This window comes from Bacillota bacterium (genome assembly GCA_012837335.1).
GTDB lineage: Bacteria > Bacillota > Limnochordia > Darwinibacteriales > DTU012 > DTU012.
On the sequence record DURM01000076.1, the window covers coordinates 1 to 19,173 of the forward strand.

Below are 19,173 nucleotides of genomic sequence, written 5' to 3' on the forward strand. Positions count from 1 at the left end.
AAAAGGTTTTTCATACTCGTTAAGATCCCCGCTGTACTTAAAGCTGTCAGCGCGCAGAGAAAGATTTAATCTCGAAAATTCCCCCAAGCGGCGGCCCAGCGAAACACTGCCGCCCAGAACATGCTGGGTTCCTGTTACAAGTTCATTGTCTGCCTCGTATTTATTCTCCACATCATCGTGTTCATTATAGACTTCGATTCCAAAGGAAGTTCCGTCACTTAAAAGATACGGCTCATAAAACCCAATCCGGTAAGACCGTGTTCCCCTTCCAATCTCAAACAGGACGTTCGCACGCTGACCATTGCCGAACAAGTTATCATCAAAGACATCGATAAAACCAAACAACCCACTTTTCGAGTTGTAGCCGACACCAAAGTCGGCGCTGCCGGTCTTTAGCTCCTGCACAGATATTGTCACAACCGCAGACCCTAGCTCCTCGGTCCGAACAGCATCGTAGCTGATGTCGTCAAAATAGCCGAGCATATATAGTCTATGGAGGCTGGTTGAAATCTCATGGAAATCAAGAATATCACCGGGAGCAAAAGTAAGCTCGCGGAGAATCACATGATCCTTTGTCTTCTCATTACCCTGCAGCACGATCTGTGCGATCTTTGTCAGTGCTGCATCAATCATAATAGTACCAGTTTCTGATATATTAAGATTAACCAGTCTAAGATCAACACCGTGCTGTTCGAAAGCCCATGCCTGAAAGCCTGCCAAATCATCAAGAAGCAGGTTAAAGTTAAGTATTTCACCTTGCTTCGACTGCATACCGCTGATGAAATCCTGAACAGGAAGCTCTCCGGTGCCTGTAAACACAATGTCTTCTATCTTGGGATTCTCTACAACTTCAAAGATAATTACCAGACCCCCATCTTCCAATAGCTGCCACGTAGCAATTACATCAGCGAAGTAACCAAGATTATAGATGGCTTTAACGTCATCGGAGATATTATGATCGACAAAAGGATCATTGACCTTGGTCCGGGTAACAGCCTGTTCGATTAGGACGGTGTCAATACTGGTATTGCCTCTGATTGTTACTGCTTTGATAATTGGGGCGCTGTACAGCTGCTGGGCGGATGCGATCTGCAGTCCACTCACAGACAGCAAAACACCGGCAAAAACGGTTAGTTCAGTTATAGCCATCATGGATCTGCAAAGCATATTCAATATCCCCCTAAAAACGGTCTTAAACAACCATATTTTCCATACCCTTCAGCTCATTGCACCTTTCCGTGTCCGTCTAATGGTCATTTTTCCACAATTACCTGTATAATCAGTCTATTTTCTGGAGTAAAAAACCCAGGCAGAGTTCCTATTACAAGGGTTCTGCCTGGATTTCGCTGTGCAGCTGTTTATCCCAATCTAGAATGTGTGGCCGAGCCCGAAATAAAACTGACCTTCGCGTTTGGCTTCTTCGTTAAGTCCCCAGCCATAATCAAGACGGAGCAATCCTAAAGGTGTATCCAGACGGACACCGAGACCAAAGCTGTTGCTGTCAAGCATTTCGGTAAGATCAATATTCTGGTCTGGTTCCCATGCTTTACCGATGTCAGCAAAGACTACACCGGATATGAAATCATAGATGGGGAACCGCAGTTCAGTGTTGACAAGCAGTACTTTGTCACCGACCAGGCCTTCCTGACCGAAATCATAGCCTCTCAGCGTTTCGGATCCGCCAATTCGGTAGAGCTCGGAATTAGGCAGCTTACCAGTTAACGCTCGACCGCCCATTCCTCTTACCGCCAGCACTACATTATCATCAAACAGCTCGAACAACTCGTAATATCTGCTGTGGAAAACAGTCACTTTTGAGTATGTCGAGATTTCATCGTTAAATCTAAAACCTGTTTCAAAGTTGAAATTGGTCTTATAACCTTCTGACGGTTTAAACGGATGGTTAGTGGTGTTATCGGAAATACCTGCTCCGATGGTAAGCAGTTTATAAGGATTTTCATATTCATCGATGTCACCGCTGAACTTAAAGCTGTCAGCGCGCAGCGACAGATTGAACCTCGAATAATCTCCTAAGCGGCGTCCCAGCGAAACATTGCCGCCGAGAACGTGCTGAGTTCCGGTCACAGTTTCTTCATCTTCTCCGTATTTGCCCTGAATGTCATCATGCTCATTGTAAAGCTCAATCCCAAAGGAGGTACCATCACTCAAAAGGTACGGCTCATAAAAACCCAACCGGTAGGACCGAGTTCCGCGTCCGATCTCAAAGAAGATGTTGGCACGCTGCCCGTTTCCGAGGAAGTTATCATCGGAGATATCGATATAGCCAAACAATCCGTTTTTCGAGCTGTATCCGGCACCAAAGTCAGCGCTGCCGGTCTTCTGCTCTTTCATTAAAACGGTTAAAACCGCCGAGTCGGGATCTTTTCCTTCCTGAATGCTGTAGTTAATTTCCTCGAAGTATCCAAGCATAAATACCCGCTGCAGGCTGGTAGAAACTTCAACAAAGTCTAAAATATCACCGGGTGCAAACGAGAGTTCACGCAGAATTACATTGTCCTTGGTTTTTTCATTACCTTCAAGCACGATCTCTTCGATTCTGGTTAAAGCAGTTTCTACCAAGATCGATCCTGTCTCTGATATCTCCAGGTTTACTGGTCTGATTGCGATACCATGCTGTTCATATGCCCATGTGGGAAATTCTCTTAAATCATCGAGAAGCAGGTTGAAGTTAAGAATTTCACCTTGTTTTGACTGCATAGTATTGATAAATTCCTGAACGGGGAGAGTTCCAGCTCCCTCAATAATGATGTCTACAATCTTGGGGTTTTCGATCACTTCAAAAATAATCTTAATGCCCCCATCGTCCAGGAGCTGCCACTTGGCTACTACATCAACAAAATAACCGAGATTATAAATAGCTTTTACATCATCTGAAATATTTTGATCCACAAAAAGGTCGTTTACCTTTGTGCGGGTAACAGCCTGCTCGATCACGGCAGTATCGATATTTGTATTTCCACTGATTGCAATTGCTCTGATAATTGGTACGTTCTGCAGCTGCTGGGCAGAAGCGGTCTGCAATCCGCTTACAGTCAGTAAAACCGCTAAGGAAAGTATTAGTGCAATTTGTGCCCTTCTGCGTTTTTGAATCATTACTCAATGTCCCCCTAACATTTTCAGTCTGGTCATGTTAACTACTAACACCCTAGTGTCCTCAATCTTATCGTAAATTCTACATTCCCAGGTATTTTCCTTCACATTCCTAAGCTGTATTTCCTGTTAAAGCTGGGTATTAAAACCTTCTCTGCAATTCTAACCCAAAACGCCGGTCACCTTGATTGTCAATCCCGGCTTTTAGTTTCATCCCAGTGGAGAAAGTTTCCGCTGGAAGCTGATACTCTAAGTCCAGATTTTCGGTCACCTCAGCTGCAAAAAAGCTCCGCTGGTAGCCAAGATAAAGATCTGGACGGATATACTTGCCGATCGCAACATTAAGATCCCGATTGAAAATATCCGGATCAATCTGGACCAGATCCAGGTGCAGGTAACTGCGGAGCGCCTGTTCCATCCCGGAAAACACCCTATTTACCTGTTCCTGAGCAATCTCCCAGATTTGGTCTCCGCTTAATCCTTCAGTGCTGATTGAATCGAGCAGGCGCAGCCAGTTGAGACGACTGAGAATATCATGCTGAGTTAAAGCCGGATTTGAATCAAGAGTCCAATTCAGCTCATTGAATTCACCTTCAACCGCTAAAACGATTTCCACACCATCAACTGCGGCAGTTCCAGCAAGATACAACCGCGGTTCAGCCAGCCAGTCGGCCGCATGCAAGCGTCCCGATGTTATTTCAAAAGTAGTTCCGAGCAGATTTGCCGTTCCGCCCAACGCCCTGATATCTGCCTGGACTGCCGGTTGGCTGCTTGTACCGGTAACTTTAAGTTTACCATCTGCGGCAATGCGGATACCAGGTCCAATTACTGCAGCCTCTTCACCGCTGACCTCGATATTTAAGCCGAACACTGGCAGGATGTCCCGCTTTCCAGTTAGGCTCTGAGTCAGACCGCTGAGGTAAACTCTAGCTTGATCAATTATTAGATCACCATGCAAAACCAACTGCTGCCCACTGCCGACATTACTCACATGCAGTTCACCGTCAACAACTCCATGGAGCAGGGGATGAGAGGCTTCCATATCCATTACCTTCATATTTATATTCACATCATAAGCTGTGATATCCACAGTTCCCTGCAGAACAGCCTTTCCCTTTCTTCCAAAACTGCCGCTTCCGGAAACTGCAGCGAGGTTATGATTGATGATCAGCTCCAGTTCACCGTTCGTCAGTTCATCAAAATAAGGAACCGGATATGCTATTTCGGCAGCGGTCAGTCTTCCATCAAACTGCGGCTCCGTGAGTGTTCCAGTAATCGTTAGGCTGCCCTCGATAAATCCGTGAATATCCTCTAAATAGCTGCGGGGAACCTTTAGGCGAAGATCAAATTCGGGTTCCTTTAGCCCACTGACTGATCCTTCAACTATTATTTCTGCTCCGGCTCTAGTCACAGACAAGGGCTGCAGGTGTATCTGACCCTGCTCAAGCCGGAAATCTGCAGAAAGTGCCGGAAAGTAACCTAAGTCACAATACACTTCGCGTACGCGAGCCTGCCCATGTCCGTTTAATTGGTCGAATTTACCTGCAAGATGGATTTGGTAATCCACTAATCCTGTCAGATTCGGATTATCAACAAAGATTGTAACCAACTCCAAGGGGAAATCCGCTGCCTCTGAATCAATATCCAGTCCATCGGAAGACAAGATGCCCCGAGCTGCCAATATTCCGCCTGCGGTTTCAACTTCTAGATTATTAATCAGAACCCGATCTGATTGAAGCTCAATTGATCCTGTTAAACCAGCGGTAAATTGCTCATTGCCGATACCAGAGAGTTCTGCGTTGTTGATTTGAATTTGATCTAGACCGATCACAATTTCGCTTGCAGCAGCTGCGAGCCAATACTCCTCAAAAGCGGCATCAGTGACCCACAGCTCACCTATCAATTGTCGGCCGTTCCCGCTGATCTGACCAGTAAAATTTACCAAGCCTGCTAAGTGGTAATCGAAAGGAAGCTCCGCTAAGTTGAGATCAGCAGCCTTAAACTTGCCGGCAGCGGTTCTTTTTGTAAAGTCGAAAGAACCATTAAAATCAACTGTACCACCTAAAAGATCAAGATGAGCTGAACCGCCAAGCTGTTCGCTGTTCCCGCTGAACTCAATCTCGCCAACAGCCTCAACACCCTGAAATTCCACTGATTGAATAAACAGCGTTCCTTCAGCGCTGAATTCCTCCAAAAACCCCTGCCAACTGCTGGACAGCAGAATGTCTCCACCAAGAATGAGGTTTTCGACAGGCAGCTCATCAAGTGTTAGTTCGAACTGATCTAACAGCAGCTGTAACACAATGCCGTCTTTGTCCAGCGCTGCGGAGAGCTCCTGCCAGCGGCCATTCTGCAGCCATGTCAGTTTAAGTCTATCAGCGGTACCGGTTAACCGCGGTGTCTTGCCTTCATCCAAAACCTGCGCAGTGATATCCGTCATATCTGAGTTGATCGAACGCAGAGCACTAATAACAGCATCAAAATCGGGAAGCTGTCCCCGAATATAGCTGCTGCCAGCCCACAGATAAAAAGCCTCTGAATAGCCATTGTTCCCTGCTTTAAAATAGTCCAGCACAAAATCGCGGTCGCTGTCTATATGCCAGGCCAGCTGACCCTTAACTAGGTCGCGAAATTCCCATAAACCGCTTCCAAATTGCGGCAGATTGTCTTTAAAAACAATGATCTGGTCGAAATGAAGATCCCAAACATCCAAGTCCAGATAAGTTTCAGATCCTAACCAAACCGTGCCCTCGATAGGCAGTTGAACGTCATAACCCTGCAGGTTAAAAGTAATCTCCCCGGCAGTAATCTCAATTCGGGTAGTTGGCAGCTGCGGCAGGAGGTTTTCAACCCAGATCAGCTGCTGCACCTTTTCCCAAGTTAAGCGATCCTGGGAATGCAGCTTCAGATATGGCTGTTCCAAAACTAGCTCACTGACACCACTGAGCGGATTCAGCAGCAGCTTAACAGGATTTAGCTTCAGGGAAACATCACTCTTGAAAGTAAAACGCTCACTAGTATAACTTATATTAGTCAGCTTAAACTGCGTAAAAAAATGCCATTCTACTTTTTCTATCTCCAGGCCCGGATAAGTCTCGGTCAGTGTTTTGACAATAAATTCCGGCGCAATTTTGGCTGCACTTACTGCTAGTACAAGCCCAATAATTACTGCGACTGCAAAAAAGAGAATGACTTTTGATTTATACTGCATAGTTTGAGATCCACCTAACGCTGTTTTTGGTTGAAAAATAATGGGGGCGGACCCCCATTATTCTATCTATATAACTTCAATTTCAAAGGTAGCAGATCCTTCTATCACATATTGAGTAGTGAGGCGCACCCTTATACCATCACTGCCGCTGTTTTCCTGCTGGCCAACACCGAAATCCTGCTCCAGCATGACAACTTCACTGATGGGAATTGTTTCCTCATCAAAAGGAAATATTTCGCTGTCATTATAGTCAAAGTCGTATTCGGCAGGAGCATCGATAAAGGGAAGAAACTCAACAACAATCTCATTGTTTCGTTCCCGATTCATATACTCTGCCAGCAGAATATCGAGGCTTTCAGCATCGGTCGGCTCCCGCCATCCCTCAACTGCTTCTTGCTCCTGGAGAGATTCCCATGTGGTATGAACAGTCGGCTTCACCGGATAATAGCCGCTGAGGCCGCCTCTAACAGTTACCGGCAGCAGTCCCGGCATGGTATCCTCAGGAATATCAATCCGCAGGACCCTGGTTTCCACCGAACTCCGGTACGGCCGAATCCTTACCTCTATTTCCACGCTGCCGCCCGCTTCAACCTGAAACTTGCGGGGAATGGCTTTCTCAATTTCGGCGGTTCTGCGGGCATTTTCAATGGTGAAATTAGCGTTGATTCTATTTAGTTCGATATGCTGCAGATTATTGCCCATCAGCAGATCCAGTCCTTCGCTCAGGTCTGATAATGCCCAAGCAGCAATGTCAGCGCTGCTGTAAAACATATTTTCCCGAATAACCGGATTAAGCAGATTATCAGCGTAAAACTCAAACCGCACATAAGCAGTGCCAGAACCAACTCGATCCAGAGTTGAATCGATGCCCTGTCCGGCGCTGCTGATCGCCATTGCCGGCATCAGCATTTCATCCGCAACTGACTCCACACGGTAAACATCAGCCCTACCCCGATCCAAATCGCTAACAGTAATATTAATCGGGACATAGTCAGGTTCCACATTCAGCATTCCCGCAACACCGGCTGTGCGATCTTGAAAAACCCCACCTACACTCTCGCCAGCAGACGCAATTTTATACGGGACTTCCAGATTCCGCATCGTATAATGAATAACAGCCGGAGCAGCAAAGAAGTTTATATCTCCCTGATGCAAAAATGAATGGCCGAATCCGACAAAGCGGTTCTGCTCATCTATTTCGGTAATAGTGCCAAAAGCGGCTACTTGAAAATCACCCCTCAGCAGCTGCACTGCAAAAGCCGCTCCGGGTTCCAAAACAGCTGGAGCATCCATCTCCACCATGCCGCTTACACCGGGAATTACCTGCACATTAAATGGCTCAAACACTTGTCTCAGCTTATTTAATGACCTTCCCTCAAGACCGCTCACCGCGATGGGAGTAGCTATCTCTTGAAAACCCTCCGGAACATCCAGCTCCGGAACCGTTAAGTTATCGAGCAAAGCCAGCATCGGACCGGCCGGTGTTACTAATCCCACGCGGTGATCCGAATATTCATAAGCGTGGCTGATTGCACCTAACAGCTTGCCGTCTACATAAACTGGACTGCCGCTCATGCCTGAGGCAATTCCGCCACTTCTCTCAATGGCATCACCGCTGACCCGCACCATGATCATCGCCGAAACCGGAGCCGGCTGCTGAATTACTGTAATTACTTCAACATCAAATTCTTCAATTTCAGTTCCCTGCACTACTGTTTTACCGATCCCTTTCAGCCCGGGATAAACATCTTCTAAAGGATAGACCTCGGCTGCTCCCATCACTAACGAGGAAAACAAACATAGGAAAACCCCCACAAGTATGCAGATTTTTCGTGTCATGAGAGCCAACTCCTTATTCTCTGCTTTCGGGAGTGATGATCACGATGGCATTGCTGACAGGACGCTCAGTCCCATCGGATGGAATATTCAGCACTCGGTCGCGGATCACCATTGTTGTGGAACCGCCTCCATCAAGATTCATCGCATCAACAGCACCTAGTTCAATCATCAGTTCAGCTAGTTCTTCCAGTGTCATTCCCACACTGACACCAGGCTGGCGGCCGTTAACAGTGACAATCAACAGCCTGCGGTCTGCGGTGACACCTAATGCGGTGCGGGGGGCACGCCCCACAGCTATATCAGCTTGAAACCGCTCCTGTTCAGAGGTGATATACACTTGTCCATCTTTAACTAAACGGGGTCCACCGGCAATAATATGCTGGAAGCCCTGCTCCAGCCAATCGGGTTCCAGCTTAAGCTCAACCTCCAGGCGATCACCTATCTCTACCTGCCGGAGAAAATCTCGGGCTGCTCCATGACCGGATACCACGACCCCATTTTTCGGAATCGGAGCTTTGCCAGTCAAAACTTCAGTGACAACCCCATCAACCACTACTAAATCGATCCCATAAATATTAGTACGGGAATCTTCGCCATAATCGGGGGTATAAATAATCAGCTCATCGGTTAGGCGGGGACGGTTAAGTCCTGATACTGCGAATTCCTGCCCATCGCTGAGCTTAACTCTACCAGCCATACCTACCTGATCGATTACAATCTCACCAGGTTTAATACCAATCGCGGTTCTATTGGCATATGGCTCACTGATCACTCGGCCGTCAATCGCCAGCAGTCCCAAAGGTCTGCCGTCGGAGGCAAAGTACAGACCGTTAGCAGCTGCAATCGCTCTGCTTCTTTTGGCCATCGAACTGACTTTTTCGCGGCCGTAGATTTGATCTTGCGATAACACAGACCGGATCTCGATCAGCGGATCCATATAACGCACTTCGATGTAATTGATAATCAATGGACCAGCTGCAATCCCCTTGCGCATGTGGCCGTATCTTACTCCATGACCAACAGTTATTAAACTGCTCTCCACATACAGCTTGTTGACAGTGACTGTCAGCCATTCTCCCTCAAGATTAGACTCGATGTCAGGCATAAGGTAATTAAAGTCCATCACGACTCTGGTGCCGATCGTGCCAGGACCTTTACTGGCCCGAACCGCTTTTAAAGCCGCATCCTTAAACTCAACAGTATGCGGCAGATTCGGCAGCTCATGATCAAGGTCAATAATTACTTTCATAGGATTGGTATTCTGCCATACGCGGTAGCCGCTGCCTTCCGGGACATGAACACGCAGCACCACTTTATCAGCGTCCACATCGCAAAAAACAGCTTGAGCAGCTGCGCTGCCAGCAGCAACGAATACAATTGTTAAAATAACCCAGATATAGCGTAAGCGTCCTATTTTCCCCAACCCTTTCGAATATAAGTAAAATTATGCTTAACGCATTATCAATTCTCTATTGCAGGGAAATATCCTGCTGCAGCAGAAAACCGCTTCCGACGATGAACATAACCGATCCGGAAAAAACGTTGAAAAGTTAGAAAAAAGCCTCGTTCAGTTTCAAACAGAACGAGGCTTCATTTTAATCATTGTCAGGCACATACATTACCATCTGCCGGTAAATTATGTCACTCAACCCGATACCGCCGGCTCCAGCCATTTCGATTGCCAGCTGCTCATCATACATGGACTGAAACAGCTTCTCAGCATTGCGATTGCCGAACAGATCCGATTCCGGCACAGTATTGCGCATTTCTTTCAGCATCTGCTGAATAAACAAGGACTCAAAATCCACCGCAGCTTGTTTTAAGGCCTTCTGGGAAGTTGACAGCTGCTGAGCTTTATCTGTTATCAATTTACCGGGATCCCAAGCTACCTTCATACTGGTCTCTCCCCCGCTACATAATGATTAAATCTCCGTAGAGCACACCTGCGGCTTTAATAGCCTGCAGGATGGCAATTATATCCCGCGGATTGGCGCCAATAGCATTCAGCGCATTAACCAAATCTTCCACACTGCTGCCGCCGGAGAGGAGCATCAAACCACCTTCCGGTTCATTTACATCGATATTGTAATCGACACCAACTACTGTATCTCCGACAAATCCTGGCGGTTGGCTGATCTGCAGGTCCGCCTCAACCCTGACATTGAGATTGCCGTGGGACACTGCCACAGTGGCAATCCTCACATCTGCGCCCATCACTACCGTCCCAGTCCGCTCATTGATTACAACTCTTGCTTTTGTATCAGGCCGGATCGGCAGCTCTTCCAACAGCGCAATCATTCCAACAGTATTATCGGCATACTCAGCCGGGATCTTAACTCCAACTGTCGATTGGTCATACGCCTTGGCGATATTCTCGGCAAATACCTGATTGATAGTCTCCACCAAACGAGCTGCAGTGCTGAAATCAGGTTCATTCAGAACCAACTGCACCTCATCACCATAGCTGTGGCTGTGGGGAATCTCCTGCTCTACAATGGCTCCGTTGGGAACTCTAGCAACAGTTGTGTGGTTCTGCTGCACACTGCTGGAACCTCCCCGCACTACAAATCCGCCGATGGACAGCGGTCCCTGCGCGGCAGCGTAAATCTCGCCATTAGCAGCCTGGAGTGGAGTCTGAAGCAAAAATCCGCCCTGCAGACTGCGGGCGTCTCCGATTGAGGATACCGTCACATCAATGGCATCGCCTACCCGCACTGATGCCGGAATTGTAGCGGTAACCATTACTGCTGCCACGTTGCGCAGGCGCAGATCATCTGGTGATACAGTGATGCCAAACCGCTCCAGCATGTTGGCTACCATCTGCACATTAGCCAAAGCGCTCGAGCTGTCGCCTGTTCCGTTTAAACCAATTACTAACCCCAAACCGTACAGCTGGTTATCGCGAACACCCTGAACGCGAGCGATATCCTTAACCCGAACCAGGGGCGCATCAGCTGCAAAAACAGAACCGACAGCCGTGGTCAGCACCAGCAGTAAAGCCAGCACTGATATATAAATACGTTTATTCATCGAAAGAACCTCCATTCGCTGACAGGCTAGAACAGCCAGTCGAAAAAGCGTGTCAGAATACCGGGTTCTTGTTTATCTCCAACTATACCTGTACCGACAAATTGAATTTCTGCATCTGCAACTAAAGATGAGTAAATTGTATTATCGGGACCGATATCCCGGGAACGAATTATACCGGATATAACGATTTCCTGTTCTTCACCGTTGACTGTAATCTTCTGTCTGCCCTCAATTTTCATGGTACCGTTGCTGTTAATCTCAACAACTTTAGTGGTCAGTTTAGCGGTTATGCTGCCGCCCCGAGAGGTAGTGCCTCCGGAATCAAACTGACTGTCGTGAGAGAAGCGGAGCAGTGGAATTAAGTCCGCCAAAACGCCTCCACCCGGTCCGATTCCAAGAACATTATTGTTGCCGGATGATGTATCCGCTGATTGAGTAGCGCGGGCCTGCTCTATTATCAGCACAGTGACTAAATCACCAACCTGCCGCGCCTTATAATCAGAAAACAGCGAACCGCCGCTGGGGGCAAACAAAGAGCTTGCAGAAACACTCATAGTTAAACCCAGGAAAATCCCTAATATCAGAATAATTGGAGCGAACCTGCTAAACCGAACTCTCATCTATTTCAGGCCTCCAATCTCAATTTTCACTAAATCCGAACTGATTACCTCGCCATAGACAATTTTCCGGGTATTAGTATTCTCCACCGGAATAAGATCACCTACAGCGCCAGCCTGCTGCACCTTGCCAATTGTGGTCACAGTGATTGAACCAGCTGTTACCATCAAAGTCACTGTATCGCCCCGCTCTACAGCAGGCGGTACCTCAGCGGCATAGATGGTCAGCTCCGAACCTGCCGGCAGCAGGCGCGTAGCTCTTTTGCCGACTAAATCGTCTACTGATGCCAAATTGCTGGGAACGGTTCTTCCTTCCCGCTCTTCGACCCGGAGATCTTCCAAGGCGATCAGCTCATGGCGGGCAATATCCCGCACCGGAACAACGACCTGGTAAATATGGGTTTTTCCATATCCCAAGCTGATGCTGGTTTCTTTACCACTGTACAGAGAATCCTGGGTCGATGGATTCTCCTTAGGATGCACAGCAGCCGTAGTAACCCAAACTTCTTTCGCACCGGTTATCTCCAGATCGCGGGGATGAATCCCAGCCTGGCGCAGTCGAACTTCTATTTGACCCAAGGTCAAGCGGCGATTGGAACCCGGAAGGGCTGCAGCTCCTAAATAGACTTTGCCTAAACTATCCTTAGTTTCTTCATCCTCAAACTCAGCGATATCAGCAAAGAAAATATCTGCACCGGATACTTCTGCCTCAGGCAGAAGCTCAACCACCGGTTTAGCAGCTCCATGTCCAACCGCAGCGGCCAAAATAATCATGATAATTAGGACAGCACTAAATCTCCTGCGCATTAGCATCACCTAGCGGCGCAGGTTATTAGCTGTCTGGAGCATTTCATCGGCAGCCTGAATGGCCTTGGAATTTGTTTCGTAAGCGCGTTGCGCCACAATCATACTGACCATTTCTTCAACTACCTGAACATTGCTCATTTCCAGATAACCCTGAGCTAAGTTGCCAAAACCATCTAAGCCTGGATCACCAACAATCGGGTCCCCACTGGCTGCGGTAGCTGAATAAAGGTTGCGGCCATCACTCTTAAGTCCCGCGGGATTTACAAAGCGGGCGAGCTCAATTTTACCCCGCTCTACCGGGCGGTCCTCACCGGGCAGCTGCACGGAGACTGTCCCATCAGAACCAATATTTACGCTTAAAGCATCTTCAGGAATCTGAACTTCCGGTTCAAGTGGGAAACCATCGCTTGTGACTAAGCGTCCGTCGCTGTCCCGTTTAAACGCTCCGTCCCGAGTATAGGCGATAGAACCATCTGGCAGAAGTATCTGGAAGAATCCATCGCCCTCAATAACTAAGTCAAACGGATTATCGGTTTGTTGAAACGTTCCTTGGGTAAATAGTCTTTGAGTAGCTACCGGTCTCACACCGTGACCTACCTGGATTCCGGTTGGAATCTGGGCACCAGCTGTAACCGGTGTGCCGGCGTACCGCACAGTTTGATAGAGCAGATCTTGAAAGTCAACCCGGCTTTTCTTAAATCCAGTGGTGTTAACGTTAGCCAAGTTATTAGCAGTAATGTCGATCTTGTACTGCTGGCCATTCATTCCGGACGCGGCTGTCCATAATGCACGCATCATAACAGCATTTCCTCCCATACTGCGGGGAAACTGTCTCAATCGGTCGACAGTTTAATGGCCTCTGTAAACCAGTCCAGCCTTTTTATCCCCGTTTATATTTTTATTGGATTTTAAACTTTAACCTCATTAATCAGTTTACCAAGCGTTTCATCAAAAGCCTGAATCACCTTCTGATTAGCTTCATAAGCGCGCTGCACTTCAATCAAGTTAACCATTTCCTTGACTGTATTGACATTCGCCATTTCGAGAGCACCCTGAACCACACTTGCGCGCCATCTGAATGGCTGTCCTGCAGCAGGAGTGGCATGATAGCGATTTCCGCCCTGATTCACCAGCCCTCTGCGATCAGCAAACTCTACGATCAGAAGCTTGTCCCGCTCAACCCCATCAACAATTACTGTTCCTTCTGAGTTGATTACAACACTGCTTGCTTCCCCGATATAGATCGGTCCATTTTGTCCTAAAACTCTAAATCCATCCTGAGTAACAAGCCATCCACCCATGTTGACCGTGAAACTACCGTCTCTGGTATAGCTCCTCTGTCCGGGCGTGTCAATTACAAAAAATCCCGGACCATCTAAAGCCACATCCAGCGGATTCCCGGTAGTATGAATTCTGCCCTGCATAAAGGAGTTATGCTTCTCAACCACAAGTGTTCCTGTGCCTAAGCGGCCAATTGGTGTGAAATTCATCTTTTCCTGACGCATCAACAGCTGTTCAGGAAAAGCCTGCACCTGAGCAGTTTGGCGGCGATAACCCGAGGTATCAACATTTGCTAAGTTGTTAGCGAGCACATCTGTCCGGATTCCCTGAGCCAGCATTCCGGACGCAGCTGTGTATATACCGCGCAGCAACTTCCCACCTCCTTTGGTCTCTGTTTTTATTATCGGTTGTTCGATGCACAAACTTTAATGAATTAATCGCGCCTGAGCATAAAAAAAAGGCCGCTAGGCCTTTAAGCATATGCGCGTGAGGAATACAGCACACTGCGCAGCGAATCAAGCATCTCCAGCACTTGACCGCATCCCCGAGCAACACAGGTAAGCGGATCATCAGCAATATGCACCGGAACGTGTGTTTCCTGATTGATTAAGTAATCTAAACCATCAAGCAGTGCACCGCCTCCGGTAAGAATGATGCCTTTATCCACAATATCTGCCGCTAATTCCGGTGGAGTTACCTCCAGCACTCCTTTAATCGCCTCAACGATATCAGTAACCGGTTCAACTAATGATGTATGCAGTTCGCGGGAACTGAGCATTACATTTGCCGGCAGTCCTGTTACCTGATCCCTTCCCCGAACTTCCAGGTATTTATCCTCGGTTGGATACGCAGATCCAATCTTGATTTTAATCTCTTCAGCAGTGCGCTCTCCAATCGCTAAATTATGAGTGCGTTTAACATGGCGCATAATGGTTTCTTCAAAATGCGATCCGCCTACCCGCAGCGAATGGCTGACCACTTCACCTTTCAAAGATATAACAGCAATATCGGTGGTTCCGCCGCCGATATCAACGATCATATTGGCTGAGGGCTGCGATATATCCAAACCGCATCCGATTGCTGCTGCCATCGGTTCAGAAATCAGATAAACTTCCTTAGCGGCGGTCTTTAAAGTCGCCTCCAAGACTGCGCGCTTTTCTACCTCAGTGACACCTGAAGGTACACACACAACAACCCTCGGCTTAAACAGCTGAATGCGCCCGATTGTTTTGTTGATAAAATACTTGATTATGCTTTCGGTTAACTCATAGTTGGCGATAACACCTTCGCTTAGCGGCCGGATTGGCTGAATATTTCCAGGGGTCCGCCCAATCATGCGCCGGGCCTCTTCGCCAATTGCACAGATGCGCTTAGTATTTAAATCCATTGCGACTACTGCCGGTTCCTGCAGTACAATCCCTTTGCCTTTTACAAATACCAGAATGTTAGCAGTACCTAGGTCAATCCCGATATCGGTTCCAAACATAAAGAAGTGCCCCTTTCGCATGCCATTTCCTTCCAAAGAAAATTCGACAAAATCGGGGCAAATCCTTTATATATCTTCATGAAACACGCCGTTTTTTAATATACTTGCGCTTAGTAGCTTCTCCACCGCGAATATGCCGCTCAGCTTTGTTGTGTTCGAGGACGCATTTGACCTGGGCAGCCAGCTCTTCGTTTATTCTCGGAAGCCGTTCAGTCACATCTTTATGAATTGTGCTTTTGCTGACGCCGAAGACACTGGCTGCCTGCCGGACCGTGGCATTGGTCTTAATTATATATAAACTAACATCCACCACCCGCTTGCGGATATAGTCTCTCATATTCGCTCCCCCTAGCCGTTTTTTGTTACATTTATATGCTAGGAGTGAGCGAATATGCTAGTAAATCAATATAACGACATATACTGCATGGGGTTAATAGGCTCGTCTTCAAAGAGAAGAGCAAAGAAAATCCTGCCGTCATCGCCGGCTTGAGCCAGCATTTGATTCTGCTCAACCATGTCGCCGATTTTTACTGCTACAGATCTAATGCCTCGGTATACACTCTGCCAGCCACTGCCGTGGGCCACTACTAATTCAAAGCCATCCTCCCCAGGAACTATCGATTCTATCCGCCCCGGCAGGACGCTGCGCACCTGCTCGCCGCCGGCAGCAGCAAGTTCCAACCCGGTATTAAACCGCCAGTCTTGGTGAACCGGGTGGCGGTACCATCCGAACGCTGCAGTGATTTCGCCTTTCAACGGCCATAAAATCTGTTCGAACGAAACAGCCAATGTCTCTACCGCTTCGTCGGGACGCATTTCCTGAGGATCCGGTTTGGGAGGTGGATCGGGCTCAATCTGCGGTCCAAGGGTAAGCTGTGTTTGATGCAGATCATATAACCAAGCGTATTCTGTATCCATTAAGGATCTCAGCTCCTGGTTAACTACCGCTGCCAGCTCATCCATCCCAATCGTTGGAGCGGCTTGGGATACTTCCAGACTCCACTTGGGCAGCAGATAGTTGGTCAGCAGCCAACCGCCAACAAGAACTAAACAGAGCATGAAAACAGCAGCGCGAAAAATTTGGTCTAACAAATTTCCCTTTCTAAACCGAAACGCATTTTTAAACCAGCGGCCAACAGCGAATAATATTTGTCGGACCCGGCTGAAAAAATTCTTTACTCGCATACTATCACCACCCTAGTGGTAGTATGCGTCCATTTTTTCCAATATATACAAAAACCGGAAATTATTCCGGTTATAATTTCAAAATAATATCTCTGATTCTTACCGCAGCCAGTCCGTCTCCATAAGGGTTTTCACCTTGAGTCATACTGCGGTACAGTTCAATATCTGTAGCTAAGGCGGTAATGCTTTCCACAATTCGCTCTCGATTAGTTCCCACCAAGCGGATAAATCCGCTTGCAATTGCTTCCGGCCGCTCTGTGAACTCCCTCAAAACAATCACCGGTCTGCCCAGGGCCGCCCCCTCTTCCTGCAGACCTCCCGAATCAGTAACTATAAAGCTGCACCGGCTGAGGAGATTAATAAAATCCTTATAGCCGCAGTTATCGATTAAATGCACATTGGACAAACCATTTAAATGCTGTTTGACCACCGCTTGAATTCGAGGATTGCTGTGCATTGAAAAAACAAAATCCACAGCCAATTCAGCCGCAGCTTCTGCCACCGCAGCGCAGATTTTTTCCAAAGGCCGACCCCAGTTTTCCCGCCGGTGCGCTGTTACGACCACGACCGGACGATCGAAATCCAACTGCCGCAGTCCATCCACTGCAAACTGATACTCTGGCTCCACCATCATCTTTAAAGCGTCTACTACGGTATTCCCGGTTATGTGGACTCTCTCCTTAGAAACGCCTTCCCTGAAAAGATTCTCTGCCGCCATCTGCGTCGGAGCAAAAAAAATACTGCTTACCTGATCAATCAGTTTGCGATTAGCTTCTTCAGGAAACGGATGGGCTAAATTCCCCGTACGCAAGCCTGCTTCAACATGGCCTACCGGAATTTGACGGTAAAAACCCGCCAAAGCAGCAGCAACAGCGGAAGTAGTATCCCCATGGACCAGCAGATAATCTACAGGCAATTCATTTAAGATCCGATCTACTCCCGTTAAAGCAGCAGTCGTCAGTTCAGCCAAAGACTGGCCGGGCCGCATCAGATTTAAATCATAATCAGGAGTGATATCAAAAAGCTCGAGAACGTGATCCAGCATTTCCCGGTGCTGACCGGTAACAATCACCTTGGTATCCCAGTCGGTAGCCTGAAAAGCTTTAACTACAGGAGCCATCTTGATTGCTTCCGGCCTCGTTCCAAAAACAATTCCAATCCTGCCCACTACAACACCCTCCGCTCAGATTTTAACGACAGCGGTTTGATCATGCCGATCCGACCGGCTCCGTACAAGTAAATTACTGCAACTATCGGCAGCACTACAAACTGGTTCCAGCTCTGCAGTTTAACTAAAAACAGGGCCAGAGTCGATGCAGTCAGGGTAAGCATATAGGCAGCCAAGGCTACCTGCCGCTGACTTAAACCTAAATCAAGGAGGCGGTGGTGAAAATGCTGGCGGTCAGCTTGATAAAACGGAACTCCTTTCTGAACGCGGCGCACAATCGCGCAAAACGTATCCAGAGTCGGAACCGAGAGAATTAATACCAGCAACGGCAGATTAAACATCATGTTTTCGCTGATAACGCTGTCATTGGCTAAGGCTGCAAAAATAAACCCGATAAACAACGCTCCAGTATCACCGAGAAAAATCTTGGCCGGATGGAAGTTGAAGGCGAGGAATCCAAGCACAGCTCCCACTAAAATTAACAGCAATCCCGCAGTATGATCAAAACCTAAACTATAAGTCCAAATAAAGAGCGCTGTTGAGCCGATTAGGGTTATCCCCCCGGCTAAACCATCTAAACCGTCAATAAAGTTAGTAATATTGATTACGCTCAGCAGCCACAGCGCAGAAATAAAATAGTTGGGGCTGGAACTTAATGCCAAAAACGAAATCACAGCTGCCAGCTGCCCTGCAAACTTGGCTCCCGCCGATATTCCATCGCGAAGATCATCAATCAGACCGGTAACTGCAATAATTGTGCCTCCTACGAAATAAGGAAGCAGATTACTGCCGTTGAACATAAACGCCGAACCAAAAAAAGCCAAATAGATAGCCAATCCACCCGCTGTCGGAATCGGAACAGAGTTAATGCGGCGCTCATTTGGGTGATCAAATTTTTTGAATAAATTCGCTAAAAAGATAAATGCTGGGGTAAAAAGCAGCACTAACCCTAAACCCATAAGTAACTGTTCTACCATGAATTCCACTCCTAACTGTCCCACTTCACCAAGGTGATGTTGGCTTCACTCAGCATTGATTTGGCTAGTGCGTCAGGGTAATCGCCTTGAAAATAAACGGCGGTAATCCCAGCATTAATGATCATTTTGCTGCATAAAATACAGGGCTGATCGGTACAGTACAGGACCGCTCCCTCAGTGCTGACTCCATGCAGTGCAGCTTGAATAATTGCATTTTGCTCAGCATGAATACCCCGGCACATCTCGTGGCGCTCACCCGACGGTATGTTCAGCTGCTCGCGCAGGCATCCCCGGGTACTGCAGTGCTCCAAACCACTGGGCACCCCGTTATAACCGGTTGCAATGATATGTTTATCCTTGACCAAAACTGCGCCGACCTGCCGCCGAAGGCAGGTTGAGCGGCTGCTTACCAATTTGGCAATTTCCATAAAATACTGTTCCCAAGAAGGACGTACAGGCAT

The 19,173-nt window shown here is 47.6% G+C and carries 17 protein-coding genes; all 17 read right to left on the reverse strand.

Annotated elements, in window-relative coordinates; all coding sequences use genetic code 11:
* Positions 1-1,167, reverse strand: a 1,167-nt coding sequence (locus GX019_10195; GenBank protein HHT37531.1) for a BamA/TamA family outer membrane protein, incomplete at its 3' end; no start/stop codon positions are given.
* 201 nt (positions 1,168-1,368) lie between these two features.
* Positions 1,369-3,114, reverse strand: coding sequence for a BamA/TamA family outer membrane protein (locus GX019_10200; protein HHT37532.1), 1,746 nt, complete (start codon positions 3,112-3,114; stop codon positions 1,369-1,371).
* Between the two features lie 139 nt (positions 3,115-3,253).
* Positions 3,254-6,322, reverse strand: a complete 3,069-nt coding sequence (locus GX019_10205) for a hypothetical protein (GenBank protein ID HHT37533.1) — start codon at positions 6,320-6,322, stop codon at positions 3,254-3,256.
* Positions 6,323-6,388: 66 nt separating this feature from the next.
* The gene (locus tag GX019_10210; GenBank protein HHT37534.1) at positions 6,389-8,101 is read right to left on the reverse strand and encodes a hypothetical protein; all 1,713 of its coding nucleotides are present in this window, start codon (positions 8,099-8,101) and stop codon (positions 6,389-6,391) included.
* 73 nt (positions 8,102-8,174) lie between these two features.
* Positions 8,175-9,584: a phosphodiester glycosidase family protein gene (locus GX019_10215; GenBank protein ID HHT37535.1), complete on the reverse strand. Its 1,410-nt coding sequence runs from the start codon at positions 9,582-9,584 to the stop codon at positions 8,175-8,177.
* A gap of 172 nt (positions 9,585-9,756) precedes the next feature.
* Positions 9,757-10,056, reverse strand: coding sequence for a hypothetical protein (locus GX019_10220; GenBank protein ID HHT37536.1), 300 nt, complete (start codon positions 10,054-10,056; stop codon positions 9,757-9,759).
* A 16-nt stretch (positions 10,057-10,072) separates the two neighbouring features.
* The gene (locus GX019_10225; protein HHT37537.1) at positions 10,073-11,191 is read right to left on the reverse strand and encodes a flagellar basal body P-ring protein FlgI; all 1,119 of its coding nucleotides are present in this window, start codon (positions 11,189-11,191) and stop codon (positions 10,073-10,075) included.
* A 26-nt stretch (positions 11,192-11,217) separates the two neighbouring features.
* Positions 11,218-11,811, reverse strand: a complete 594-nt coding sequence (locus GX019_10230) for a flagellar basal body L-ring protein FlgH (GenBank protein HHT37538.1) — start codon at positions 11,809-11,811, stop codon at positions 11,218-11,220.
* Positions 11,812-12,615, reverse strand: coding sequence for a flagellar basal body P-ring formation protein FlgA (gene flgA / locus GX019_10235; protein ID HHT37539.1), 804 nt, complete (start codon positions 12,613-12,615; stop codon positions 11,812-11,814). It abuts the gene before it with no gap.
* Between the two features lie 9 nt (positions 12,616-12,624).
* On the reverse strand, positions 12,625-13,413 hold the full coding sequence (flgG, locus tag GX019_10240; GenBank protein ID HHT37540.1) for a flagellar basal-body rod protein FlgG: 789 nt from the start codon (positions 13,411-13,413) through the stop codon (positions 12,625-12,627).
* A 110-nt stretch (positions 13,414-13,523) separates the two neighbouring features.
* Positions 13,524-14,267 carry a flagellar basal-body rod protein FlgF gene (gene flgF / locus GX019_10245; GenBank protein HHT37541.1) on the reverse strand — a complete coding sequence of 248 codons (744 nt, stop codon included), beginning with the start codon at positions 14,265-14,267 and terminating at the stop codon, positions 13,524-13,526.
* 101 nt (positions 14,268-14,368) lie between these two features.
* Positions 14,369-15,382, reverse strand: a complete 1,014-nt coding sequence (locus GX019_10250) for a rod shape-determining protein (protein HHT37542.1) — start codon at positions 15,380-15,382, stop codon at positions 14,369-14,371.
* Between the two features lie 76 nt (positions 15,383-15,458).
* Complete coding sequence (gene spoIIID / locus GX019_10255; GenBank protein ID HHT37543.1) at positions 15,459-15,719, reverse strand: sporulation transcriptional regulator SpoIIID; 261 nt, start codon at positions 15,717-15,719, stop codon at positions 15,459-15,461.
* A 65-nt stretch (positions 15,720-15,784) separates the two neighbouring features.
* The gene (locus GX019_10260; GenBank protein ID HHT37544.1) at positions 15,785-16,567 is read right to left on the reverse strand and encodes a M23 family metallopeptidase; all 783 of its coding nucleotides are present in this window, start codon (positions 16,565-16,567) and stop codon (positions 15,785-15,787) included.
* Between the two features lie 70 nt (positions 16,568-16,637).
* Complete coding sequence (wecB, locus tag GX019_10265) at positions 16,638-17,735, reverse strand: UDP-N-acetylglucosamine 2-epimerase (non-hydrolyzing) (GenBank protein HHT37545.1); 1,098 nt, start codon at positions 17,733-17,735, stop codon at positions 16,638-16,640.
* A complete protein-coding gene (locus GX019_10270; protein HHT37546.1) occupies positions 17,735-18,712 on the reverse strand; it encodes an undecaprenyl/decaprenyl-phosphate alpha-N-acetylglucosaminyl 1-phosphate transferase in 978 nt (325 codons plus the stop codon). Before GX019_10270 ends, wecB begins: the two co-directional genes overlap by 1 nt.
* A gap of 11 nt (positions 18,713-18,723) precedes the next feature.
* Positions 18,724-19,173, reverse strand: a complete 450-nt coding sequence (locus tag GX019_10275; protein HHT37547.1) for a cytidine deaminase — start codon at positions 19,171-19,173, stop codon at positions 18,724-18,726.